The sequence below is a fragment of the Stenotrophomonas sp. YJH_SMC_65 genome (genome assembly GCF_059369475.1).
The window spans coordinates 428,813-454,041 of sequence record NZ_JCAFSR010000002.1 but is presented as its reverse complement, the minus strand read 5'-3'; the positions used below and the strand labels follow the sequence as shown (position 1 = coordinate 454,041).

Annotated in this window: 21 protein-coding genes; 12 read left to right on the top strand and 9 right to left on the bottom strand. The window is 67.8% G+C overall.

Annotated elements, in window-relative coordinates; all coding sequences use genetic code 11:
• Nucleotides 1–131 precede the first annotated feature (131 nt).
• A complete protein-coding gene (locus tag AC5P7A_RS05100; protein WP_032956864.1) occupies nt 132–431 on the top strand; it encodes a hypothetical protein in 300 nt (99 codons plus the stop codon).
• Nucleotides 432–943: 512 nt separating this feature from the next.
• On the opposite strand, the gene bfr is transcribed toward AC5P7A_RS05100, so the two are convergent.
• Entirely contained in the window at nt 944–1,432 is a 489-nt protein-coding gene (gene bfr / locus AC5P7A_RS05095) for a bacterioferritin (protein ID WP_005408763.1), read from the bottom strand.
• A 123-nt stretch (nt 1,433–1,555) separates the two neighbouring features.
• Between bfr and AC5P7A_RS05090 the strand changes: the two genes are divergently transcribed.
• The gene (locus AC5P7A_RS05090) at nt 1,556–3,883 is read left to right on the top strand and encodes a penicillin acylase family protein (RefSeq protein ID WP_046429734.1); all 2,328 of its coding nucleotides are present in this window, start codon (nt 1,556–1,558) and stop codon (nt 3,881–3,883) included.
• A gap of 82 nt (nt 3,884–3,965) precedes the next feature.
• Here the strand turns inward: AC5P7A_RS05090 and AC5P7A_RS05085 are convergent, their stop codons facing one another.
• Both AC5P7A_RS05085 and asnB read right to left on the bottom strand, forming a co-directional pair.
• Nucleotides 3,966–5,354 (bottom strand): cation:proton antiporter domain-containing protein, encoded by a 1,389-nt coding sequence (locus AC5P7A_RS05085; RefSeq protein WP_014646517.1) that lies wholly within the window; start codon nt 5,352–5,354, stop codon nt 3,966–3,968.
• 101 nt (nt 5,355–5,455) lie between these two features.
• Nucleotides 5,456–7,147: an asparagine synthase B gene (gene asnB / locus AC5P7A_RS05080; protein WP_046429732.1), complete on the bottom strand. Its 1,692-nt coding sequence runs from the start codon at nt 7,145–7,147 to the stop codon at nt 5,456–5,458.
• Nucleotides 7,148–7,485: 338 nt separating this feature from the next.
• On the opposite strand from asnB, the gene AC5P7A_RS05075 reads away from it, so the two are divergent.
• Nucleotides 7,486–8,364, top strand: coding sequence for an SEL1-like repeat protein (locus tag AC5P7A_RS05075; protein ID WP_164076955.1), 879 nt, complete (start codon nt 7,486–7,488; stop codon nt 8,362–8,364).
• A gap of 120 nt (nt 8,365–8,484) precedes the next feature.
• Here the strand turns inward: AC5P7A_RS05075 and dapE are convergent, their stop codons facing one another.
• From dapE to map, 6 genes are read right to left on the bottom strand one after another with little or no spacing between them, the layout of a single operon-like run.
• Nucleotides 8,485–9,612, bottom strand: coding sequence for a succinyl-diaminopimelate desuccinylase (dapE, locus tag AC5P7A_RS05070; protein WP_495219934.1), 1,128 nt, complete (start codon nt 9,610–9,612; stop codon nt 8,485–8,487).
• Nucleotides 9,609–9,980: an arsenate reductase gene (locus AC5P7A_RS05065; RefSeq protein ID WP_014646513.1), complete on the bottom strand. Its 372-nt coding sequence runs from the start codon at nt 9,978–9,980 to the stop codon at nt 9,609–9,611. The genes dapE and AC5P7A_RS05065 overlap by 4 nt, the downstream gene beginning before the upstream one ends.
• Nucleotides 9,981–10,011: 31 nt before the next feature.
• The gene (locus AC5P7A_RS05060) at nt 10,012–10,878 is read right to left on the bottom strand and encodes a hypothetical protein (RefSeq protein WP_495219933.1); all 867 of its coding nucleotides are present in this window, start codon (nt 10,876–10,878) and stop codon (nt 10,012–10,014) included.
• A gap of 2 nt (nt 10,879–10,880) precedes the next feature.
• Nucleotides 10,881–11,960: a 2,3,4,5-tetrahydropyridine-2,6-dicarboxylate N-succinyltransferase gene (gene dapD, locus AC5P7A_RS05055; RefSeq protein WP_049403826.1), complete on the bottom strand. Its 1,080-nt coding sequence runs from the start codon at nt 11,958–11,960 to the stop codon at nt 10,881–10,883.
• Nucleotides 11,960–14,569 carry a [protein-PII] uridylyltransferase gene (locus AC5P7A_RS05050; protein ID WP_445978323.1) on the bottom strand — a complete coding sequence of 870 codons (2,610 nt, stop codon included), beginning with the start codon at nt 14,567–14,569 and terminating at the stop codon, nt 11,960–11,962. Before AC5P7A_RS05050 ends, dapD begins: the two co-directional genes overlap by 1 nt.
• 20 nt (nt 14,570–14,589) lie before the next feature.
• Entirely contained in the window at nt 14,590–15,375 is a 786-nt protein-coding gene (gene map / locus AC5P7A_RS05045) for a type I methionyl aminopeptidase (protein WP_005412748.1), read from the bottom strand.
• 230 nt (nt 15,376–15,605) lie between these two features.
• Between map and AC5P7A_RS05040 the strand changes: the two genes are divergently transcribed.
• The 9 genes from AC5P7A_RS05040 (at nt 15,606) to AC5P7A_RS05000 (ending at nt 25,187) form a co-directional block, all read left to right on the top strand.
• On the top strand, nt 15,606–16,136 hold the full coding sequence (locus AC5P7A_RS05040; RefSeq protein WP_032956855.1) for a Csu type fimbrial protein: 531 nt from the start codon (nt 15,606–15,608) through the stop codon (nt 16,134–16,136).
• Nucleotides 16,136–16,885: a fimbrial biogenesis chaperone gene (locus AC5P7A_RS05035; RefSeq protein WP_049441557.1), complete on the top strand. Its 750-nt coding sequence runs from the start codon at nt 16,136–16,138 to the stop codon at nt 16,883–16,885. The genes AC5P7A_RS05040 and AC5P7A_RS05035 overlap by 1 nt, the downstream gene beginning before the upstream one ends.
• Nucleotides 16,886–16,892: 7 nt before the next feature.
• The gene (locus tag AC5P7A_RS05030) at nt 16,893–19,262 is read left to right on the top strand and encodes a fimbria/pilus outer membrane usher protein (RefSeq protein WP_111206647.1); all 2,370 of its coding nucleotides are present in this window, start codon (nt 16,893–16,895) and stop codon (nt 19,260–19,262) included.
• Nucleotides 19,259–20,296, top strand: coding sequence for a Csu type fimbrial protein (locus tag AC5P7A_RS05025; protein ID WP_164076959.1), 1,038 nt, complete (start codon nt 19,259–19,261; stop codon nt 20,294–20,296). Before AC5P7A_RS05030 ends, AC5P7A_RS05025 begins: the two co-directional genes overlap by 4 nt.
• A gap of 152 nt (nt 20,297–20,448) precedes the next feature.
• A complete protein-coding gene (locus AC5P7A_RS05020) occupies nt 20,449–20,664 on the top strand; it encodes a hypothetical protein (RefSeq protein WP_041863203.1) in 216 nt (71 codons plus the stop codon).
• Entirely contained in the window at nt 20,664–21,362 is a 699-nt protein-coding gene (locus AC5P7A_RS05015) for a fimbrial biogenesis chaperone (protein ID WP_014646503.1), read from the top strand. Before AC5P7A_RS05020 ends, AC5P7A_RS05015 begins: the two co-directional genes overlap by 1 nt.
• Nucleotides 21,363–21,582: 220 nt before the next feature.
• Entirely contained in the window at nt 21,583–22,389 is an 807-nt protein-coding gene (rpsB, locus tag AC5P7A_RS05010; RefSeq protein ID WP_005408748.1) for a 30S ribosomal protein S2, read from the top strand.
• A 125-nt stretch (nt 22,390–22,514) separates the two neighbouring features.
• Nucleotides 22,515–23,390, top strand: a complete 876-nt coding sequence (gene tsf / locus AC5P7A_RS05005; RefSeq protein WP_032956847.1) for a translation elongation factor Ts — start codon at nt 22,515–22,517, stop codon at nt 23,388–23,390.
• 258 nt (nt 23,391–23,648) lie between these two features.
• Nucleotides 23,649–25,187, top strand: coding sequence for an HDOD domain-containing protein (locus tag AC5P7A_RS05000; protein ID WP_495219932.1), 1,539 nt, complete (start codon nt 23,649–23,651; stop codon nt 25,185–25,187).
• Nucleotides 25,188–25,229: the final 42 nt, after the last annotated feature.

Sequence of the window (25,229 nt, the reverse complement as noted above, 5' to 3'; positions counted from 1 at the left end):
CGCCCTTGCGGGTAGACGCCAACTTGGATTGGCGTCAGTCGACGAACAAGGCATAAGCGACAATTGCTGACCAGTTGCACGCAAATAGCCGGGGAAATCCCGGCTATTTGCGTTTTTTGGATCACAATCAAATGATTGATGCCAACACAAACCACCAGATGATTCCTTCAACCATTCACGTTCAGGGCCTTGGCGAACTGCACATCGTTGGGGATCGCGATACCGGCTGGTTCGCCCAAGGACACCTGCCTGCCGGGGACGGCACTTTCTTCTCGATCCAGATGTCAGAAGACGGTCAGCTGATGGCTGGAGTCGGCTTCGTGATGGAACAGCTCTCTAAACTCCCAGTGCTGCAACAGTACGCATTGGATCATCTCGCCGCACACTTCCCAGTCGAAGCTTTCATCAGGGGAAGGCCCTCTGGCCTCTGAGCCAGAGATTACGTTCTGGGAGCTGGAAAGGTGGTCGATGCTCTTTGCAGAGGGACGGCTACCCATCTGCTACCCCTACGGAGTTCTGGTCGACTTCATTGGACTGACTCCCGTGGGATACCAGGATCTCTCCGATGCAGAGGAGATATGAAACCCCGTCTCTGACTTGAATCTCCGTCGTCGTGCCATGCATCCCGAGCGAGGGGTCAGAGCCGTTTTCGTCGAAAACGGATCTGACCCCAGGCACGAAAAAGCCGGGGCATTCCCCGGCTTTTTCGTTGTCGGCTGGCGGGCGGTGGAGCGGCTGGCGGGCGAAGGCTGGCTGGCGGTGCTCCGGTGCTGGCGGGCGACAGAACGCTGTGCTGCTGGTGGAGCCGACCGCTGGTCGGCTGCTTTTGGCTCCTGGTAGAGCCGACCGCTGGTCGGCTGCTTTCTGCAGAGCAGCCGACCAGCGGTCGGCTCTACCGGAAGGCAGCCGAGCATTGGCTCGGCTCTACAAAAACGATGCCCGCTCAGTGCGCCGGGGCGCCGTTGCCGTCGATCTTGCTCAGCTGGTACAGCTCCAGGCCGATGCGCTTGATCAGGCCCAGCTGCTGCTCCAGCCACCAGGCGTGGTCTTCCTCGGTGTCCTTCAGCTGCGCCAGCAGGATGTCGCGGCTCACGTAATCGCCCTTCTCCTCGCACAGCTTCATGCCGGCGGCGAGATTGTTCCGAACGGCGTATTCAGTATCGAGATCCTTCTGCAGCATCTCCTCCACGGTCTTGCCCGGCTCGGTGGCATGCGGGCGCATGTCCGGGTCGCCACCCAGGAACAGGATCCGGCGGAGCAGCGCATCGGCATGCTGGGTTTCCTCTTCCATCTCGTGGTTCAGGCGCTCGTACAGCGCGAACAGGCCCTGGTCCTCGTAGCGGCGGGAATGGATGAAGTACTGGTCGCGCGCAGCAAGCTCGCCGCGCAGCAGTTCCTTCAGGCAGGCGATGACGTCCGGGTTGCCTTTCATGGGGGGCTCCTGTGAATCGATGCGGCATAGGGTGCCGCATTTCAAAATACGGTGATCTAATCGGAATCAGTCGCAGTTGCGCCTGCGGCTACAATCGGCCCACGAGTTCGGAAAGGACGTGCGATGCGACGTACATGGCGTTGGGTGCTGGGCGTGTTGATCGCCATCGTGCTGGTCACCGCACTGGTGCTGTGGCTGCTGCTGCGCGGCAGCCTGGCCGACCTGGACGGCGAGCATGCGCTGCCGGGGCTGGCCAAGCCGGTCACCATCGAGCGCGATGGGCTGGGCGTGGTCACCATCACTGCCGGCAGCCAGGCCGACGCGATGCGTGCGCTCGGCCGCGTACACGCGCAGGAACGTTACTTCGAGATGGACCTGATGCGCCGCAGTGCCGCTGGCGAGCTGTCGGCGCTGTTCGGGCCGAAGGCCATCGACGCCGACAAGCGCATGCGCGTGCACCGGCTGCGTGCACGCACCGAGGCGAATCTGCAGGCCGCACTGGGCGACAACGGCACGGCCGTGCGCGCCTACGTGGATGGCGTCAACGAAGGCCTGGCCGATCTCTCCGTGCGCCCATGGGCCTACCTGCTGCTGCGGCAATCACCACAACCGTGGCAGGCCAGCGACAGCGTGCTGACCGGGCTGGCCATGTATGCCGACCTGCAGGACCCCGGCAACCAGACCGAGCTTGCGCTCAGCCGCATCCGCGCAGTGGTGCCGCCGGCGCTGTACGCGCTGATCGCCCACGACGGCACCGAATGGGATGCGCCGCTGTTTGGCGAACCCACCGGCAACGCCGCCCTGCCCGATGCCAGCCAGCTGGACCTGCGCACATTGAAGGGAAAAACGGGCACTGAGCAGGAAGAGGGCGACGTCATCGGCAGCAACAACTTCGCGGTGGCCGGGGCGCTTACCGCCGACGGCCGCGCCATCGTTGCCGACGACATGCACCTGGGCCTGCGTGCACCCGGCCTGTGGTTCCGTGTGCGCCTGCGCTACCCCGACCCACAGGCCGCCGGCGGCCAGGTCGATGTCACCGGCTTCTCCCTGCCGGGCCTGCCGGCGGTGATCGTCGGCAGCAACGGGCACGTCGCCTGGGGCTTCACCAACAGCTACATCGACACGGCGGACTATCGCACGGAACCGGCCAACGCCGCCGTGACCGTGCACGAAGAGCGCATCGCCGTGGCCGGCCAGGCCGACGTGCTGTTCGCGGTGCGCGAAACCGACTGGGGGCCGATCCTGCATACCCATGCCGATGGCAGTGGCGACGCCCTGCGCTGGGTCGCACACCTGCCCGGTGCCGTACGCCTGGATTTCGCTGACCTGGCCCGCGCCGGTGACCTCGACGGTGCACTGCACTTCGCCGACCGTGCCGGCATCCCCGCACAGAACCTGGTGGTCGGTGATCGCAGCGGGCGCATTGCCTGGCGCCTGATCGGCGCTCGCCCGGACCGCGGCCCCGGCTGTGCACCGGCCGGCTTCAATGCCGCCAGCAACCAGGGCTGCGCGCCGTGGCCGATCCGCAGCGATGCCTCGCCGGCATTGATCGATCCCCCCAACCATCGCCTGTGGACCGCCAATGGACGCGTCCTCGACGGCGAGGCACTCGCCAGCGTCGGCAACGGCGGCTATGACCTGGGTGCGCGGGCGCGGCAGATCCGCGACCTGCTGGCAATCCAGGAGCGCTTCGACGAGCACGACCTGCTGGCGATCCAGCTCGACGACCGCGCGGTGTTCCTGCAGCGCTGGTGGGCTCTGCTGCACGACGTCATCGAACGCAGTGACGACCCTGCGCTGAAGCGTTTGAAGGAGGCCAGCCATCAATGGGGCGGGCGCGCCTCGGCCAGTTCGGTCAGCTACCGGGTGGTGCGTGAATTCCGCACGCAGGTCATGGCCACGCTGTCCGATGCACTGCTGGCCCCGGCCAACGCGCAGCTGGGCGATGCCTACCTGGACCCACGCCTGGCACAGCTGGAAGGCGTGGCCTGGCCGATGCTGGAACAGCGCCCGGCCAACCTGCTGCCACCGGCCTTCGACAGCTGGGATGCGCTGCTGATCGACGCCGCCCGCCGTACCGAGGGTGAGCTGGCCAAGCAGGGGCCGCTGGCCAAGCGCAGCTGGGGTGAACGCAATACCGCGGCGATCTGCCACCCCATCGCACGGGCGCTGCCGGACATCGCCAAGCGCTGGCTGTGCATGCCCGCCGACCGCCTGCCCGGCGACCGGGACATGCCGCGCGTGCAGACGCCGAACTTCGGCGCCTCCGAGCGCATGGTGGTCTCGCCCGGCCACGAGGCCGACGGCATCGTGCACATGCCCGGCGGCCAGAGCGGCCATCCGCTGTCACCGTACTGGGGTGCCGGCCACGAGGACTGGGTGCATGGGCGCCCGACACCGTTCCTGCCGGGCAAGACGCAGCACGTGATGACACTGGTGCCAGCGCGGTAGTGCCGGCCGCTGGCCGGCATCCATGCAGGTGTGTCCAGCATCATCAGGTTGCCGGCCAGCGGCCGGCACTACCGTTCAACGTTCAGGCCCTGCGCCGTTCGATCAGGTTCAGCAGCGGCCCGGTCATCGCCGTGGTCACCAGTGCCATGATCACCAGCACCGCGAACAGGCGGTCACCGAGCAGGCCCAGCTCATACCCCAGGTTGAGCACGATCAGCTCCATCAGGCCGCGGGTGTTCATCAGCGCGCCCAGCCGCCACGCTTCGCGCGTGGGCATGCCGGCACTGCGCGCGGCACTGAAGGTGCCCAGCAGCTTGCCCGTCGTGGCCACCGCGATCACCACCACGCACAGCACGATGTCGCTGGCCTGCAGCGCATCGGCGCGCATGCGCAGCCCGGTCATGGCGAAGAACAACGGCAGCAGCAGCGTGACCGCGAACGGCTCGACACGGGCCATCAGCAGGTCACGCAGCTGCGCGTTCGACGATACCGCGACACCCGCAGCGAACGCGCCGAACAGCGCGTGGATGCCCAGCATCTCGGTGACCAGCGCACTGCCCAGCGACAGCAGCAGGATGCCGAGCAGCCAGCGCCCCTCACGGCCCGGCGCAATCTGCCGGCGCGCGAACCACGGCTTCACCAGCCCCAGCATCAGCGCCACGAACGCGACCACGCACACCAGGTTGAGGCTGGCCGGCAACCAGCCGCTGGCCTGGGCGGCAGCCACGATCAGCGCCAGCAGGCACCACGCGGTGGCATCGCCCAAGGCAGCGCAGGCGATCGCGGTCTGCCCCAGCGGCGTCTGTGTTATCCCGCGGTCGGCCAGGATGCGCAGCAGCACGGGGAAGGCCGTGATGCTCATCGAGATGCCTACGAAAAGTGCGAATGCGGTGAAGCCCACACCCTGTGGGCCGTGCTGCGGATACAGCCAGATCGCCAAGGCGACGCCGAGCACGAACGGCACTGCAATGCCGGCATGGCTGACGGTAAAGGCGAAACGCCGGCGGCCACGCAGCGCCGCCAGGTCCAGTTCGGCACCGGCCACCAGCAGGAACATCAGCACGCCCAGCTGGCTGAGCATGCCCAGCGGGCCCAGCGAACTGGCCGGGAACAGCGCACCATGCAGCTGCGGCAGCAGGCTGCCAAGCACCAGCGGCCCCATCATCAGGCCAGCGGCCATTTCGCCGATCACCGCCGGCTGTCCCATGCGCTTGAGCAGCGCCCCCGCGCCCTTGGCCACCAGCAGCAGTACCAGCAGCTGCAGCAGGAACAGGCCCAGCGGAGACGCCAGATGCTGCACCCAGCCGCCTTCGGCGGCGACGGAGGCACGGGCAACCGCCTCGGGCGCCGCCGGCCCGGCATACCGCGCCAGCAGCACGCCAGCCAGCAACGGAACCCCGGCCCACGCCAGGTAGCGCCATCCCCATTTCGTGGGCGGCGCGTTGCCGCCTGCCTGTACGTCCATGAACATTCCCCAATGTGCAGGGGGCGATCATACAAAAAGGGGACGGAGGGGATTAAGGCGTTAATGGCACAAACGACTTAATCCCCTCCGTCCCCTTTTGGGGGTGCTCAGGCCAGTGCCTGCTCGTGCACGCCGGCGATCGCGCGACCGGAGGGATCTGCCGCCGCGGCGAAGCTGGCGTCCCAGGCGATGGCCGCGGGCGACGAACAGGCGATCGACTTGCCTCCCGGCACGGTCTCGGCCGCTGCCCGGCTCGGGAAGAACTGCTCGAACAGGTGGCGGTAGTAGTACGCCTCCTTGGTCTGCGGCGGGTTGTGCGGGAAGCGCTTGTCGGCCGCCGCCAGTACACGGTCGCTCACCTGCGCCTCGGCATGTGCCTTCAGCCCATCGATCCAGCCATAGCCCACGCCATCGCTGAACTGTTCCTTCTGCCGCCACAGGATGCTGTCCGGCAGGTAGCCGTCGAACGCCTCGCGCAACACGGCCTTCTCGATACGGCGGCCGCCAAAACCGGCACCGACCATCTTGTGTGCGGCATCGAAGCGCATCGCCACATCGAGGAACTCACGGTCGAGGAACGGCACGCGTGGCTCCACGCCCCAGGCCATCATCGACTTGTTGGCGCGCAGGCAGTCGTAGTTGTGCAGGGCGTCGAGCTTGCGTACCAGCTCGTCGTGGAATTCACGCGCATCCGGTGCCTTGTGGAAGTACAGGTAGCCACCGAAGATCTCGTCGCTGCCCTCGCCGGAGAGCACCATTTTCACGCCCATCGCCTTGATCCGCCGCGCCAGCAGGAACATCGGCGTCGATGCGCGGATGGTGGTGACGTCGTAGGTCTCGATGTGGCGGATCACCTCCGGCAGCGCATCGAGGCCTTCCTCGAACGTGTACTCGAAACCGTGATGCACGGTGCCCAGCGCTTCGGCGGCGATCGCTGCGGCGGCCAGATCGGGTGAGCCCTTCAAGCCGATCGCGAACGAGTGCAGGCGCGGCCACCAGGCTTCGGTCTGTCCCCCATCCTCGATGCGACGACGTGCATAGCGCGCGGCCACCGCCGCCACCAGCGACGAGTCCAGGCCACCGGACAGCAGCACGCCATAAGGCACATCGCTCATCAGCTGGCGCTCCACCGCATGCTCGAACGCCTGGCGCAGTTCAGCCAGATCGGCCTGGCGGCCCTGCACGTCGGCGTAGTCGCGCCACGGTTGCTGGTAGTAGCGCACCAGCTCACCGCTGGCACTGTCGAAATAGTGGCCCGGCGGGAACTGCGCGACATCGGCACAGGTATCGACCAGCGCCTTCATTTCCGAGGCGACGCGCAAGCGCCCCTGGGCATCGTGGCCCCAGTACAGCGGCACCACGCCCACCGGGTCGCGCGCCACCAGCACGCGTCCACTGTCACGGTCCCACAGCGCGAAGGCGAAGATGCCGTTGAGCTGTTCCAGCCACTGCGCCGGCGCGCCGCCCTGGCGGTAGAGCGCGTTGATCACCTCGCAGTCCGAGCCGGTCTGGAAGTCGTAGGTGGTGGTCAGCGCCGCCTTCAACGCCTGGTGGTTGTAGATCTCGCCGTTCACCGCCAGCGCCAGCTGGCCATCGGCCGACAGCAGCGGCTGCGAACCACCGGCCGGATCGACGATGGCCAGCCGTTCATGGACCAGCAGCGCACCTTCGTCGAGGTACACGCCGCTCCAGTCCGGGCCACGGTGGCGCTGGCGTTGCGACAGTTCCAGCGCGTGGCGGCGCAGGGTGGGAAGATCGTCACCGGCCTGCAGGCCGAAGATTCCGAAGATCGAACACATGGGGGAGCTCCTGTTGGGGAATTTCACGGGTGGGAAGGTGTTCGACCGGCCATCCAGGCCCGGGCAGGCTGCGCCCGGGCACAAAAAAACCCGCATCGACCGATGCGGGTTTTCTGGTGTCCGGGCGTGTGTTGCTGTCTATCTACCCAGGGCGCAGTCCCGCATCGGCCGCGCACGATTATTCGCGCGCAGATTATTGCGGTTGTTGTTATTGACGGCGGTGGCCAGGCGGATCGACATGGCATTGACCCTACCCCGGTTTCCGGCATGGTGCAACCGTTGCGTTGGCAACCACTCCCCGGCGCGCATAATGGCCGGCCGTGAAACGTGTAATGGAAATGCAACACCGCACTGGACGCAACGTGGCGCTGGCCGCCCTGCTCTGCCTGGGCCTGGTCGCCTGCCAGACCCTGCCCCCACCCTCGCCCCTGCCGCCGGCCCAGCTGCAGGGCCTGGAACAACGCGGCACCGACGGCAGCTTCGAGGGTGCCTTTGACACTGCGCAAACCTTCGAGCGCTTCAACGATCCACGCGCCATCGCCTACTACGAGCGTGCCGCCGCGGTCACACCCTGGACCTTCCACAACACCAAGGCGGAAGAAGCACTGGGCAGGATCTGGATCTCCGGCACGCTGCGGCATGCCGACAGCCCCCACATCAATCCGGCGCCGGTGCTGCGTGCGTCCTGGCGACGCGGAGAACGCGCCTACCTGGCGGCGGCCTACCACGGCAATCCCTATGCGTTCTACGAACTCGCCAAGGCCTATCGTCAGCGAGGCGACGCGCAACAGGCGCTGCGCTGGGACCTGCGCGGAATGATCTACGAGCGCTACCCGAGTTCATCGTCACGGCTACCGGATGCGGTGGCCGCACAGGATGGCACCGTGCATCCACTGGTTGCGCAGATCCAGCGCCGCGCCGAGCGTGGCGATGCCGAAGCGCAGGTAGACCTGGGCGCGCTGCTGGAAAAGGGCATGGGACTGCCGCGCGATCCCGCACGTGCGCTGCAGCTGTACCAGCGTGCCGGCGAGAAGGGCAATGTGTTCGGCCAGTACTTCGCCGGACTGCTGCTGGGCCGCGGTGCACCGGGCGTGGAGAAGGACACCGACGCAGCCGCACGCTGGTTCGCCCGGGCCGAGGCGCAGCGCTTCTACATGGCGGCGCCGAGCTACTGGGAAAAAGCGATCAAGCCGCCATTCTTCATTTTTTCTGAGTAGAGCCGAGCCATGCTCGGCTGGGCATTCCCTGCAGAAGCAGCCGAGCATGGCTCGGCCCTACAGGAAAGCAATGCCGGCGAAAGGCGTGCCGACCAACGGTCGGCACCCAGCGTCGCAGGTTCACGCCAGCAGCCGCTCCACCAGCCGCTGGTACAGCCCCGGCAATGCCTCCAGATCGGCCACGCGCACGTTCTCGTCCACCTGGTGGATGCTGGCGTTGACCGGCCCCACTTCGATGCACTGCGCGCCCAAGGGCGCGATGAAGCGGGCATCGGAGGTGCCGCCGCCGGTGCTTTCTTCCGGTGCACGGCCGATGTGCTCGGCCAGCACCGCACGCGCGGTGGCGCGCAGCGTGCCCTCCGGGGTGTAGAACGGCTCGCCGCTGCGGTGCCACTTCAGCGTGTACTGCAGGCCATGCCGTTCCAGCAGCGCGGTGATCTCCGCTTCCAGCTTCGGTGCGTCCCAGTGCGGGTTGTAGCGGATGTTGAAATCCACCTCGAGCTCGCCGGGAATCACGTTGTTGGCACCGGTACCGGCATGGATGTTGGAGACCTGCAGGCTGGTCGGCGGGAAACTTTCGTAGCCGTCATCCCAGCGTCGCGCACTCAGCTCGGCCAGTGCCGGCGCCGCCTGGTGGATCGGGTTGCGTGCCTTCTCCGGATACGCCACGTGGCCCTGCACGCCCTGCACGCGCAGCTTGGCCGACAGGCTGCCGCGACGCCCCACGCGCAGCAGGTCACCCAGCGTCGCAGTCGAGGACGGCTCGCCGGTGATGCACCAGTCGATGCGCTGGCCGCGTTCGGCGAACAGGCGTGCGACGTGGCGCACGCCATCGATGGCGTCGCCTTCCTCGTCGCTGGTCAGCAGCACCGCCAGCGTGCCGGGATGATCAGGATGCGCTGCAACGAACTGCTCGGCGGCCACCACGAACGCCGCCACGCTGCCCTTCATGTCGGCGGTGCCACGGCCATACAGCACGCCATCGCGGATCTGCGGGCTGAACGGATCGCTGGCCCAGGCCTCACGAGGGCCCGTCGGCACCACGTCGGTATGGCCCAGCAGCACCAGTACCGGCGCGCCCTGGCCGTGGGTCGCCCACAGGTTGTCGACCTCACCCAGCCGCAGGTGATCGCACTGGAACCCGGCCTGCTTCAGGCGTGCCGCCAGCAGCGCCTGGCAACCGGCATCATCGGGCGTCACCGAGGGCCGCGCGATCAGCTCGCAGGTCAGGTCGAGCACCGCGCTCATGCGTCACCCACGCCGAAGCGGGCCTTGAAGCCGTTGTCGCTGAAGCCCTGGCTGACCGTGCCATCGGCCGTGACCACCAGCGGGCGCTTGATCAGCTGCGGGTACTCGCGCAGCAGCAGCTTCCATTCGGCCTCGGAATCGGCGGCCTTGCGGTTGTCCGGCAGCTGCCGCCAGGTGGTGGAGGACCTGTTGACCATCGCGGCCAGGCCACCCAGCTGCGCGGCCCACGCCAGCAGCATTTCCGGGCTGGGTTTGTTGTCGCGGTAGTCGACGAAGGTGTACGGCACGCCGAAGCGGTCCAGCCACCTGGTCGCCTTCTTGCAGGTATCGCAGTTCTTCAAACCGTAGACAGTGGTGCTCATGGCCATCTGTGATGCTGGAAAACAGAGGGCCAGAATCTCACAACAGGCGCTCGGACACGACCCGGAAAGGTACCCTTGGCAGCTGGAAGGCCAGCCCCTCGTGCAGCGCCACGCCCATCGCCTGCAGGCGCGGGCACTGCTGTTCGCCTTCCAGCTGCAGCGGTTGCAGCTGCGCGATGTCCACCGGCAGGGCAATGCGGGTGCTGGCCCAGCGCTGGTCGCAGGTGCGGGCGATGGCCTCGTCCTGGCAGGTCAGCAAGCGCAGCAGGGCCTGGTAGCCGCCGAAGGCCGCCGCCCACCCGGCATCGTCCCAGCCCGCAGCGCCCTGCCACTGCAGGTGCAGCGCCGGCGCACTGCCCTGCCCGCCCTCGATCAGGGTGTACCCACCGCCATCGGCGCGCACCACGTGCGCGAAGCGCACCGACAGATGCGGCTGCATGGCATCGCTGAAAGCGCGCGCGCCGCCGACGAAGGCCAGCTGGTCCATCACGTTGCGATCAAACAGCACCACCGGCGTCCCGTCCCGATCGTCGTCACGACGCAGGTACCAGCGCCAGTTGCTCTGCCTGGGAGACGGCATCAGCGAGCGCAGCGGCCCGGCCAGCGCGGGCCCGAAGTGGCCGTGCCGGTAGCTGAGGATGGTGTAGGGCGTGCGTCCGGCATGGACCACGTAGTGATGGCCTGGTGGTGGCATCGGCGCTTGGCGTACGTCGACCCACCAGCTCACGTAGACCACGTCGCGCACATCGCTTACCAGCGCCGGCATCGGCCAGCGCCGCGACAGCGCGCGGCGCAGCCTGGTCCAGCGTGGAGCGTGCAGCAGGCGCGGCAGCATCCGCCCGAACAGGGTGTCGGACGGATGCTGGTAGATCGCGGACTGCGCCAGATCCTCCGGCGCCGTCATCTTCAGTCAGCCAGGCCGCGCAGCAGGTCGTTGACGCTGGTCTTGCTGCGGGTCTTGGCATCAACCTGCTTGACGATCACCGCGCAATACAGCGAATGGGTACCGTCCTTGCTCGGCAGCGAGCCGGACACCACCACGCTGTACGGCGGAATGTAGCCGTAGGTGACCTCGCCGGTGGCACGGTTGTAGATGCGGGTGCTCTGGCTGAGGAACACGCCCATGCCGATCACGCTGTGGTGGCCGACCACCACGCCTTCCACCACTTCCGAACGCGCACCGATGAAGCAGTGGTCCTCGATGATGGTCGGGCTGGCCTGCAGCGGCTCCAGCACGCCACCGATGCCGGCGCCGCCGGACAGATGGCAGTGCTGGCCGATCTGCGCGCAGGAACCGACGGTGGCCCAGGTGTCGACCATGGTGCCTTCGCCGACATGGGCGCCGATGTTGGTGAAGCTCGGCATCAGCACCACGTCCTTGCCGAAGTAGGTACCGCGGCGGGCGATCGCGCCCGGCACCACGCGCACGCCACCACGGCGGAACTTCGCTTCGTCATAGCCGGCGAAGCGCGATTCGACCTTGTCCCAGAACGGCGCCGGGCGTGCATCGACCACCGCCATGTCGTTGACGCGGAAATACAGCAGCACGGCTTTCTTCAGCCACTCATTGACCTTCCAGCCGCCTTGGCCGTCCGGCTCGGCGACGCGGAACTCACCGCTCTCCAGGCCGTCGATCACGCGGTTGACGAGCGGCTTGGTCGACCCTTCCAGCTCGTGCAGGGTCAAGGTGGCGCGGCGCTCGAAGGCGCTCTCGATGCCGAACTTGAGTTCTTCCACGCCTGGTGCCGACGGCTTGCGCAGCGACTTGCGGGCGATGGTTTCGGCGCGGACGGCTTCGGCGCTCTTGGCCGGGGCCGGCTTCTTCACAGCACGCTTCACTGCAGCCGTTTTCTTCGCCGGGGCCTTCACCGCAGCGGCCTTCTTCGGCGCAGGGGTCTTCTTCGCGGCCGGTGCGGCAGCAGCGGGTTTCCGGGCCGCTGCGCTCTTGGGGGTCGCGGCGGTCTTCTTGGCGGGCTTGGTGGCCATCAGGCGGGGTCTCCGGCGTTTCGATCAGGGTCCAGGCAGGCCAGCATCGCGTCATGCAGCTGCTGCCGGGCAGGTTCAGTCAGGGGGAGGTCGTGTTCGTCACTGATCACGAAGGTGTCTTCGGCGCGTTCGCCGAACGTGGCAATGCGCGCATCATGCACGCGCAGGCCCTGGTTGCGCAGCACGAACGCCACATCGGCCAGCAGGCCGGGACGGTCGGGGGCGACCAGGGCAAAACGGGTTGCGCCCGGTTCATCGCGGAACTCGATGCGCGGGGCGAAGCGGAAGTGCCGCAGCTGCCGCGGTACCACCCGGCGCGACGGCCGCAGGCGCGACAGGTCACCGCTGAGTGCCTCGCGCAGCGCCGCTTCCAGGTTGGCACTGCTGCCATCGGCAAAGGTGTCGGCCGGGTTCACTTCGAAGGTATCGAAGATGGTGTCGGCCGGACCGTCCAGCACGCGCGCGCGATGGATGCCGTAGCCCTTGCGGTCCAGGGTCATCACGATCGCGGCAAACAGGCCATCACGGTCGGGCGAGTGCACGAACACTTCCAGCGCCGGGTCGTCGACGCTGATCCGGCGCACCTTCACCAGCGCCTGGCCCTGCTTCACCGGCACCAGTGCGGCGGCCTGCCAGGCCAGCTGCTCGGGGCGCAGGCGGATGAAGCCCTCATCCGGCATCACCGCGAACTGGCGGTCGATGGTGGCATCGTCGTAACCCTGCTCGCGCACCAGTGCGCGCACGCTGTCACGTGCCTCGGCCACGCGCTCGGCGGCCGGTACCGGGTGCTCCAGCCCCTCGCGCAGCGCGCGCCGGGTGGCAAAGTACAGATCGGCCAGCAGGCGGTCCTTCCAGGCATTCCACAGTTTCGGGCTGGTGCCGGCGATGTCGGCACAGGTCAGCAGGTACAGGTAATCCAGGCGGTCGCGGCTGCCGACCAGGGTGGCGAAGCGATGGATCACCACCGGATCGGCGATGTCCTGCTTCTGCGCGGTCACCGACATGCGCAGGTGCTGTTCGACCAGCCATGCCACCAGCTCGGTATCGGTGCCACTGAGCGCATGCGCCTGGCAGAACGCGCGCGCGTCCACCGCACCCAGCTCCGAGTGGTCGCCGCCGCGGCCCTTGGCGATGTCATGGAACAGGCCGGCCAGCAGCAGCAGTTCCGGCTTGCGCAGGCGCGGCCACACTTCGTGCGCGATCGAGAAGCGCTCGTCGGCGCGGCTGCTGGCGAACTGGCCGATGTTGCGCAGGACCATCAGCGTGTGCTGGTCGACCGTATAGACATGGAACAGGTCGAACTGCATGCGCCCGCTGACCTGGGCAAACGCGGGAATCCACTGGCCAAGCACGCCCAGCCGCGCCATGCGCGAAAGCGTATCGACCGGACGCTGGCCGCGCAGCAGGGCCAGGAACTGCTCGCGTGCATCGGCATCGGCCTGGTCATAGGCCGGCAGCAGCGGCAGCGACTCGGCCAGTGCACGCGCAGTGAGCGAATGCAGGCCGCGTACCTGCGGGTTGTTGGCCCAGCTGGAAAACAGGGCGAACACCTGGCCGATGTCGCCGCGCGGCCAGTCGGCCTCGTTGGCGGCCAGGTAACCACGGCGCAGGGAAAAACCCACGGTCAGCGGCTCCGGCTGGGCCTCGCCGTCGAACTGTTCCTCGAAGCGCTGCAGCAGCCGGTCGCTGATCCGGCGCACCACCAGCGCGGCGCGGTAGAAGCCCTGCATCATCTTCTCGACGCCGAGGTTCTCGGCATCGTCTTCGAAGCCCAGCCGCGCGGCCAGGGTCTTCTGGTAATCGAAACGCAGGCGCTCTTCCGGACGGCGCGCGACCAGGTGCAGGCCGAAGCGCAACCGCGCCAGCACTGCACGTTCGCGCTTCAACGCCGCGGCTTCGTCGGCGCCCAGGTGGCCGAGCCCGACCAGGGCCTCCAGGTCGCGCACGCCGAAGGCACGCAACGCCATCCAGCCCAGCGTATTGAGATCACGCAGGCCGCCGGGGCCATCCTTCAGGTCCGGCTCCAGGTTGTCGGCGGTATCGCCGAAGCGCTGGTGGCGGTTGCGCAGCTCTTCCAGCTTGGCCAGGAAGAAGGCGCGTGCCGGCCACAGTTCGCGGTCGTCGATCGCCTCGCGGAGCGCGCGGCGCGCAGCATCATCGGCCAGGATCGGGCGCGCCTCGATCAGCGCGGTCAGCACGGTCTGGTCAGCCGCCGCCTCCCGGCACTGCAATGCAGAACGCACCGCATGGCTGACAGCCAATCCGCAGTCCCACAGCAGCGCGAACAGGCGCGCCAATGCCGCCTCGTGCGCCAGTTGTGCCGGCGGATCGCCGAACACCAGCAGGTCGATGTCCGAACGCGGGAACAGTTCACCGCGGCCATAGCCGCCGACCGCGAACAGCGACAGGCCGCTGTCGGCCGGCAGGCAGCGCTGCCAGGCCAGGCGGATCAGATGGTCGGCAGCGCGCGCGCGCAACGCCAGCAGGCGCTCGATGTTGTCGCCCTGGTCGAAGCGGCGGTACAGGCGCGCGTCGGCCTGCTGCAGCGCCTGGCGCGCGGCAGCAGCCCAATCCGGGTCGTTGAGCGACGCGGCCGGCGTGTCCAGCAGCGAACTCGCCGGCAGCATCTTCAGGAAACCTGCGACTCGCCTGGCGACAGGGTCAGCACGTCCACGCCGGTCTCGGTGACCGCGATCATGTGCTCCCACTGCGCCGACAGCTTGCGGTCCTTGGTCACCACGGTCCAGCCATCCGGCAGCACCTTGTTGTAGCGGGTGCCCTCGTTGATCATCGGCTCGATGGTGAAGGTCATGCCGGGCTGCAGCACCAGGCCCTGGCCCGGGCGGCCGTAATGCACCACCTGCGGCTCGTCGTGGTAGACCTTGCCGATGCCGTGGCCGCAGTACTCGCGCACCACGCTGAAACGCTCGCCTTCGGCGTAGCTCTGGATGGCATGGCCGATGTCGCCCAGGGTGGCGCCCGGACGCACCGCACGGATGCCGCGCCACATCGCTTCGTAAGTGGTTTCCACCAGGCGGCGGGCCATCACCGACGGGGTGCCGACGAAGTACATGCGGCTGGTGTCGCCGTGCCAGCCGTCCTTGATGACGGTGACGTCGATATTGATGATGTCGCCATCCTTGAGCACCTTCCCTTCACTGGGGATGCCGTGGCAGATGACATTGTTGACCGAGGTGCACACGGTCTTCGGGAAGCCGCGGTAGCCGACGTTGGCCGGAATGGCACCCTGCACGTTCACGATGTGGTCGTGGCAGATGCGGTCCAGTTCCTCGGTGGTGACACCGGGCTTGACGTGGGGGGTGACGATGTCGAGCACTTCGCTGGCCAGGCGGCCGGCGATGCGCATCATCTCGATTTCCTGCGGGGTTTTCAGATTCACGCTCATGGCACCCATTATCGCCGATCCGGCCGCAATCTGAACGAACGCCGCCCAACTGGCGATCCGGGCCATGCACGATTCCGGCAAGGAAAGTGAAAGCGTGATGGCCTCCACTCTTGCGCCTGCCTATTTATCACGGATTACAGACACTTACGCCTCCTAAGCTGGACCCACAGTCGTCAAAGCGGCGCCGAACGTGCCGTCTTCGCCTTGTTCAACGGACCTTCGGGTCAGGGAGGTTGTCCATGCGATCCCCAGTTCGATCCCCGCTGACATGGGTCATGGCCGGGCTCCTGCTGTCCAGCCCGGCGCTGGCCGCCGACACCACCACCTTCAACGTCACCCTGGTGGTCACCAAGGCCTGCACCATCACGGCGGCGGCCGCCACCAACGTCGACTTCGGCACGGCGGCCTCGACCACCGCCACGCCCACCCTGGGCCAGGGTACGGTGACCGCGCAGTGCTCGGCACTGACGCCCTACACGATTGCGCTGAACGCGGGCGCCAACGCCGGCACCGCCAACGACGTCACCACCCGGCGCATGAAGAACACCAATGCCGCGGTGACCGCCAACAACTATGTCGGCTACCAGCTCTACCAGGATGCCGCACATACCCTGGTCTGGGGCGCCACAACCGGCACCAATACCCAGGCCGGCATCGGCACTGGCCTGGCCGTGCCCTACATCGTCTATGGCCAGATCCTGAACCTGAGCACCAACAACCCGGCCACCGGTAACTACCTGGATACGGTTACCGCCACGATCACCTATTGATGGAGCACGCCCGCATGGCCGGACCCCGCCCGTGGCGCGCCACCGGCGTGGCGCTGCTCGCCCTGTACCTGCTGGCCCCCGCCGGTGCCGGCGCCACCAGCCTGCAGGTCGCCCCGACCAGCCTGCAGCTGGAAGCCCGCCAGCGTGCCGGCGAGCTGTGGCTGACCAACAGCGGCACCTCACCGGTGACGCTGCAGGTGCGCGTGTTCCGCTGGGTGCAGCAGGACGGCCAGGAACAGCTGCTGCCCACCGATGAAGTGATGGCCACGCCGCCGATGCAGGAACTGGCCGCCGGCCAGCAGCAGCTGGTGCGGGTGATGCGTCCGGACAGCGAGCCACCGCCTGCACAGCGGCACTACCGGCTGATCGTGGACGAGGTACCCGACCTGGCCACCCGTGCCGAGGGCATGCAGTTCGTGCTGCGCTATTCGATCCCGGTGTTCGTGCAGCCTTCGGCCGGCCGCCTGGCCCCACGGCTGCAGGCGCGCCTGGTGAAACTGGCGGACGGCCGCAATGGCGTGGAAGTCGCCAATACGGGCGACAGCTACGCACAGATCGCCGATCTTGCGCTGGGCAGCGCCGCGCGCCCGCGCATTGTCCATCCCGGGCTGCTGGGCTACGTGCTGCCGGGCCAGGTGATGCGCTGGCCGATCGAACGCACGGCGATCGACCGCGACAACGACCAGATCACGGCCAAGCTCAATGGCGAGTCGGAACAGACGCCACTGTCGCCCCCACCGGCTCGCTGAGGCGTTGATGGGCGCGCTGTTGGCGGCCCTGGCTCCCGCGGCGACCGAGGCCGCCGATGTGTCCGGCGTGGCGGCCGTTGATGTATCCGGCGTGTCGGCCGATGCCATCCTGCCTCCCCCGACCCCGCTGACCGCCAGCCAGGCGCTGTACCTGGATGTGTCGCTCAACAGCACCCCGCGCGGCCTGCTGCCATTCACCGAGAACCGCGGCCGGCTGCAGGCCAGCCCCGAAGTGCTGCGCCAGCTTGGCTTCAACGCCAGCGGCGATGCGCCGGTCTACCTGGACCAGATCAGCGGTGCGGTGGTGCGCTATGACGCGCACATGCAGACCCTGGCACTGGACGTGCCGCTGGACCAGCTCATCCTGCCCACCACCGTGCTCAGCCGCCCGCAGACGCGCGCGCCCACCGGCAACGCCTCGCCCGGCGCGCTGCTCAACTACGACGTCTACGGCAGCCGGGTGGACACGCTCAGCAACCTCAGCCTGAGCGCGGAGCTGCGCGTGTTCGGCATCGGCAACGGCACCTTCGAAAACACCGCCATCAGCCGCCGCTACCAGCAACCCGGCGACCGCCATTGGCGCGGCGAGAGCGTGCGCCTGGACACACGCTGGAGCCTGGATTTCCCGGACAGTGCAACCACGCTGGAGGTCGGTGACTTCTACAGCGGCTTCGTCGACTGGACCCGCCCGGTTCGCCTGGGCGGCCTGCAGATCGGCCGCAACTACGGCCTGCAGCCCTACCGCGTGCTCACGCCCACGCCGAGCTTCCTCGGCCAGGCGGTGGTGCCCTCCACGGTCGAGCTGTATGTCGATGGCCTGCGCCAGTACAGCGGCCAGGTGCCGGTCGGGCCCTTCCAGCTGGCGGCGCAGCCCGGCATCAGCGGCACCGGTAACGCGCAGGTGGTGGTGACCGATGCGTTCGGCCGCATGCAGACGCTGGATTTCAGTTTCTATGGCACCCAGCAGCTGCTGGCCAGGGGCCTTTCGGACTGGTCGGCCGGCGTCGGCCACCTGCGCGAGGACTTTGGCCAGCGCTCCTTCGCCTATGACGATCGCACGGTGGCCAGTGCCAGCTGGCGCGGCGGTGTCACCGACACGTTCACCGGCGAGGCGCATGCCGAAGGCGGCGGCGGCCTGGCCCAGGCCGGTGTCGGTGGCTGGTGGCTGCTCGGCGCCGCTGGCGTGTTCAATGCCGCCTATGCGCACAGCGGCTACCACGGCCTGCAGGGTGGGCAATGGGCACTGGGCTACAGCTGGAACAACCGTCGCTTCAACGTCAATCTGCGCAGCGTACGCAGCCATGGCGATTACCGCGACCTCGGCGCACTGCAGGGCAACCTGCCGCCGAGCATCAGCGAGCAGGCCACGCTCGGCCTGGACCTGCTGCGGCTGGGCACGCTCAGCGCCAGCTATCTGCGCCTGCGCTACCCGGATGGAGACGACAACCGCTATGCCAGCCTGTTCTGGTCACGTACCTGGAGCCAGCGCTGGTCGGCCTATCTTTCGGTAAACCAGAACCTGGACCGCAGCGACGACCGCAGCATCTACCTGTCGGTGACTGCCAGCCTGGGCAACAACCGCCAGGCCAGCCTTTCGAGCCAGCGCAACGGCGACAGCCAGAGCTGGGTGGCGGACGTGACCCAGCCAGTGCCGGGCGATGGCAGCGCCGGCGGCGTCGGCTGGCGCGCGCAGCTGCGCCACGGCGAGGACGGCAACGGCGGCCTGGCCGAGGTCGGCATCCTCAACGATGTCGGTCGCTACTCGTTCGGCGCCTCGCGCCAGGGTGGACTCAACTATGCCTACGCCAGCGCCAGCGGCAGCCTGGTGTGGATGGGCGGGCACACCTTCGCCACGCGCGAGGTGTCCGATGCGTTCGCGGTGATCAGCACCAATGGGGTGGGCGGCGTCCCGGTGCGGCTGGAGAACCGCCTGATCGGCGTCACCGATGATCGCGGCCTGCTGCTGGTCAGTCCGTTGCTGTCCTGGCAGCGCAACCGGGTCTCGATCGACACCCTGGACCTGCCCGAAGACATGCGCGCCGACCGCATCGAGGACTGGGTGACCCCGCGCCAGCGCGCCGGCACCCGCGTGACCTTCCAGCTGCGCTCGCGGCCGTCACTGAGCCTGACCCTGCTGGCAATGGACGGCCAGCCTCTGGAGGTCGGCAGCGAGGTGCGGTTGCCCGATGGCCGCCAGGCCACGGTCGGCTACGACGGCCTGCTCTATCTGGAAGACGTTGCCGCCGGCAGCGTGCTGTACGTCACCACCAGCCGCGGCCCCTGCCGCGTGAAAGTGCCGGACCTGCCCAAGGTGGTGGCGTCCGGCGCACGGCCGAAGCCGGCGCCGCAGCAGTGCATCCCGGAGGTGGCGCCATGAGGGTGCTGCTGCTCGTCCTGCTGCTCTGGGCCGGCCTGCTGGCAGCGGCGCCCGCCGGTGCCACCGCGGTCTGCACGGCGGTCGCCAATCCGACCCTGCCGTTCGGCAACATCAACAGCAATGCACCCGGCCCGAGTACGGCCAACCTCAACATCACGGTGACCTGCACCACCGCCGCGCTGAGCCTGCTGGCCACCACCGGCGTGCGCGTCTGCGTGGGCATCGGCGCAGGCAGTGGCGGCGGCAGCAGTTCCACCTTCCGCACGATGGCCACCTCCAGCAGTGACACCCTGAATTTCCAGCTGTACAACAACGCCAGCTTCGGCCAGGTCACCGGACTGGTGCCGCGCGGCACGCCACCTGCGCAGGAACTGACCATGACCTACAACGTGCCGCTGGTGACGGGCGGCAGCGGTGCGCAGTCCATACAGCTGTTCGGGCAGATCCCGGCCAACCAGATCCTGGCCTCCGGCGCGTACAGCAGCACCTTCAGCGGGGCCAACGTGGTCCTGACCTGGGCCTGGAACGAAGTCCTGCTCGGTACCGCCACCGTGCCCGCCACCTGCAATGGCGGCGCCACCGGCACCAACAGCGCCAGTGCAGCCTTCAGCTTCACCGCCACCGCCAACGTGCTGCCGCAATGTGGCAGCTACGTCACCACCACCATGGACTTCGGCAACGTCACCGGCGGCATTCCGGCCAACATCGACCGGACCGCCACCCTCACCCTGACCTGCCTGAAGAACACTGCCTTCCAGGTCGGCCTCGACAACGGCCAGAACAATCCCACTGCCACCACCACCCGGCGCATGGCCACCACCCTCGGCGGAAGCACCTATTACCTCGCCTACGAGCTCTACCGGGACTCGGCGCGGAGCCTGCGCTGGGGCAATACCCTGACCGTCGACACGGCTAGCGGCACCGGTACCGGCAGCGCGCAGCAGCTGACCATCCATGGCCGGGTGCCGCCGGTCAGTGGCCAGCCGCCGGCCGGCACCTACAACGACCTGGTGACGGTGACGATCACCTACTGACCGGCGTGCCGACCAACGGTCGGCACCCACCGGACGAAGGCCGTGCCGAGCGCCGGCTCGGCGCTACAGTTCCGGCACATCCCGCCGATACCGCGCAGCAAGTCTTTCAGCATGGTGGATGGCAGGTGGTTCGCACATTCCTGATCGGGGCGATGCTGGTCGCCAGCCTGCCGGCATGGGCCGAACCCAGCAGCCCCCTGCAGATCCGGCTGACCGTGGTTGAATCCTGCAGCGACGATGGCGGCGGCATCCGCTGCCCGGCACCGCACCAGCGCAGTGACGCACCCCAGGCGCCGCGCCAGGTCCGCGAGCTCGCACCACCGGCGACGGACGAGAACGCAACACCCTCCGTGACCCTCATCTACTGATGCGCGCGTTGCTGATCCTGCTGGCACTGCTGCTGGCACTGCCTGCCGCAGCGCTGGAGCTGTTGCCGACCACCCTGCAGCTGCCGGCACAGGGCGGCAGCGCCGAACTGTGGTTGCACAACCCCGGGCCCGGCCGCTGGCAGGGCCAGGTGCAGGTGCTGGCGTGGGATCAGCAGCTGGACGCCGAACGACTGCACCCCAGCGACCAGATCCGGGTCAGCCCGGCGCGGCTGGACCTGGCCCCCGGCAGCACCCAGCGCGTCTGGCTGTTGCCGGGCGATCCGGCAGCGGCGGCCGCTGAACAGGCCTATCGGGTCGTACTGGCACCGACGTTGCCGGGGTTGCCGCGCTATTCGCTGCCGCTGTTCCGCGGCCCAGCGGGGCCAGCACTGCAGGCCCGGCTGCTGGGCCGCGTCGAGGCCCACGGGTCTCTGGCCGTACTGCGACTCAGCAATGCCGGTACCCTGCACGGCCGCCTGCACGATCTGCGCTTCATCACGGCGGACGGCCAGGCAACGCTGCTGACGGCTGGCCTGGCCGGCTACATTCTGGCGGGCCATGAACGCCGCTGGCCCCTGCCTGCCCGCGCCGATGGCTATGCAGGCGGCCGCTTCCAGGCACGCCTGCAGGACGGCCGCGAGGTCGATCTGGCCGCAACTGACCCTGCAATTGCAGCAAGCGCCCCCAGCGGGCTATAATCGACCGGATTCCTGCCGCAAGCGTGCGCGCGAACCCGTCCACACCGGACGTCACCGGTGAATCCACACCTGCTGCCCCCATCCGTGCCGGGGTGCTCCGCAAGGAGTTCGGCCACGGAGGCAACAGGGAAGCCCAACCCCGGAACCGATCGCGCTTCCACGCGTCCCGCATACCTATCCCCGCGGGCGGAATCGCTGGTTCCATATCAGGAGTATTGCAATGCCCCAGGTCACCATGCGTCAGATGCTGGAAGCCGGCGTCCACTTCGGCCACCAGACCCGCTACTGGAACCCGAAGATGGCGCCGTACATCTTCGGCGCCCGCGGCAAGATCCACATCATCAACCTGGAAAAGACCGTCCCGCTGTTCAACGATGCGATGAACTTCATCTCGTCGGTTGCCCAGAAGCGCGGCACCGTCCTGTTCCTGGGCACCAAGCGCAGCGCCCGCGAAACCATCAAGGAAGAAGCCGAGCGTTGCGGCATGCCGTTCATGAACCAGCGTTGGCTGGGCGGCACCCTGACCAACTTCCGTACCGTCAAGCAGTCGGTTGCCCGCCTGAAGGAACTGGAAGCCGGTGAAACCGACGGCACCTTCGAGAAGCTGGTCAAGCACGAAGTGCTGGGCCTGCGTCGCGAGCGCGACAAGCTGGAAGCCTCGCTGGGCGGCATCAAGGACATGAACCGCCTGCCGGACGCCATCTTCGTGATCGACATCGGCCACGAAGACATCGCGATCAAGGAAGCCAAGAAGCTGGGCATCCCGGTCATCGCCGTGGTCGACACCAACTACAACCCGGAACTGGTTGATTACGCCATCCCGGGCAACGACGACGCCATCCGCGCTGTGCAGCTGTACGCCCGCGCCGCTGCCGACGCCGTGCTGGAAGGCAAGGCGGCTGCCCCGCACGCCGCTTCGGTGCGCGAGGAAGAATTCGCTGAAGCCGCTGCTGAAGGCGAAGAGAAGCCGGCCCGCCGCGCTCCGGCCAAGAAGGCTGCCAAGAAGGGCGACGACGCCCAGGCCTGATCCAGGCCCCGGGTGGACGCCCGGCGTCCACCCTCCCTGCACGCAGCCATCGGCGCGTGACAGGACCGTGTCACACGGGCCGGCCACCATGCCGGCCCAACCCCTTTCTTTCGTGAGGTAATCCCGTGGAAATCACTGCTTCCCTGGTCAAGGAACTGCGCGAGCGCACCGGCGCCGGCATGATGGAATGCAAGAAGGCGCTTACCGAAGCCAACGGCGACATCAACGCCGCTGCTGAAGCCATGCGCAAGTCCGGCGCCGCCAAGGCCGACAAGAAGGCTGACCGCGTGGCCGCCGAAGGCCGCCTGGGCCTGGCCCAGGACGGCGGCAAGGCCGTGCTGGTCGAAGTCAACTCGGAAACCGACTTCGTCGCCAACGATGACAACTTCAAGTCCTTCGTCAACGCCGTCGCCGCTGCTGCCCTGGCATCGGGCGCCAACGACGTCGAAGCCGTGAAGGCCGCCACGCTGGCCGACGGCCGTACCGTCGAGGAAGCCCGCGCCACCGCCGTGCAGACCCTGGGTGAGAACATCCAGATCCGCCGCATGGTCAAGGTCGACACCACCGGCAACATCGGCGCCTACGTCCACACCAACGGCAAGGTCGGCGTGCTGGTCGACCTGATCGGCGGCGACGTCGAGCTGGCCCGTGGCCTGGCCATGCACGTGGCCGCGCTGAAGCCGCCGCACAACAAGGCTGCGGACGTCCCGGCCGAGTTCGTCGAGAAGGAAAAGGAAATCGAGCTGGCCAAGATGACCGATAAGGACAAGGCCAAGCCGGCCGACATCCTGGAAAAGATCATCAGCGGCAAGATCAACAAGATCGTCAGCGACGTGACCCTGTACGGCCAGACCTACGTGCTGGGCGACACCACCGTCGAGCAGGTGGTCAAGGCCGCCGGCGCCGACGTGGCAGGCTTCAAGCTGCTGATCGTCGGCGAAGGCATCGAGAAGGTGGTGGAAGACTACGCCGCCGAAGTTGCCAAGGCGATGCAGGTCTGATTCCAGCCTTCCGGCTGTGAAGCGACCAGAAGGAGCCGCGGGAAACCGCGGCTCTTTTTTTATGCATGGACCCAGGGATCAACCCATGGCCCACCGGTGGGTGCGCACCGTTGGTGCGCACAACCGGCACCTTTGCGTTGCGCGCGAATCAAGCCGATACTCGGGGCAGGGAATCCACAGTCATTTAGCAGGAACGAAAATCGCGGACTGTGATGCATTCCTAGGTATTCTTGTCCTAATGGAATTGAACGACCCGACATGCCTCCCGAGCTGACAGCTGCCCTGGCGCTCTGCCGCAACCTGCCTTCGCCACCCGGTATTGCCCTGCGCATCATCGAACTGGCCCAGGACCCGGAAGCGGACATCGCCACCGCTGCCGACATCATCGCCATCGACATGGCGCTGAGCGCTCGCATGCTGCGCATCGCCAATTCGCCGCTTTACGCCAGCCGCCGCCGGATCGAGAACCTCGGCCAGGCGCTGACCATGCTGGGCCTGAACGCCACGATCAGCCTCGCCCTCGGCTTCACCGTCACCCAGGGCCTGACCGGCGGCACCGGCGCCGACCACGACCTGCGCCAGCGCGCGTGGAAGCGCAGCATCCTCAGCGCCCTGGCTGCCAGCCAGCTGGGCCAGGCGCGCGGCCTGCGCCGGCTGGAAGAACTGATGCTGGCCGGCCTGTTGCAGGACCTGGGCGTACTGTGCCTGGCCCAGGCCGAGTCGGAGCGCTACCTGCCGCTGCTGCGCGAGGCACGCGACAACATCGACCTGGTCGCCCGCGAACGCGAGGAACTGGGCTGCAGCCATGCCGAGGTCGGCGCGTGGGTGGCCGAGCAATGGGGCCTGCCCCGCTACCTGGTGGAGAGCATCAGCCACAGCGAGGACGAGGACGCCGCCGAATCGCCGTTCCAGGCCTGCGTGCAGCTGTCCGGCGCGGTGGCCGACATCTGGCTGGACAGCGACGCCGACGCCGCGCGTGAGCGCGCCCTGCAGCAGGTGCACGACCGCCTGGAGCTGGACAGCGCGCGCTTCGACCAGGTCCTCGCCCGCATCAGTGAAGCCCTGCCCGACATCGCCAGCCTGTTTGATGCCGGCCTCAATTCCCCGGCGCGGGTGCGCGAGCTGATCGATCACGCGCAGGAGCTGGCCACGCTGCGCAACCTGCGCGAACTGCAGGACGCCGACCAGGCACGACGCCGCGCCGACGAGTTCGAGGCGCGCGCCAAGCGCCTCGCCGACCAGGCCCATCGTGACGCGTTGACCGGCGTGCTCAACCGCCGCCAGCTGGAAGCGGTGCTGGAGCAGGAATTCCTGCGCGCCGGCCGCCAGGGCTGGCCATTGTCGGTGGCCTTCATCGACCTGGACGACTTCAAGAAGATCAACGACGCCCACGGCCACCTGACCGGCGACGAGGTACTGCGCGCCTTCGCCAGCAAGCTGCAGGGCCAGCTGCGCAACAGTGACACCGTCGCCCGCTTCGGCGGCGAGGAATTCGTCGCGCTGCTGCCAAACACCAGCGAAAGCGTGGCCCTGGACGTGATCCGCCGGGTGCTGGCCAATATCGTCGCCACGCCGATGGCCGAGCTGGAGGGCGGGCCGCTGTTCGTCACCTTCTCCGCCGGCGTGGCCACCCAGGGTGGCTACGAGCGCTTCGCCGACGTGCAGGACCTGCTGCGCGCAGCCGACGACGTGCTGTACCGCTCCAAGAACCTGGGCCGCAACCGGGTGATCGCCCGCTCGCCAGGTGCCCTCGGCCACGACGAGCTGTCGGCCACCGCTGGCGCCGAGCTGGGCTGAACGGGAAGCCCCGTTTGACCGGGGCGAACGACCGGATTCTGC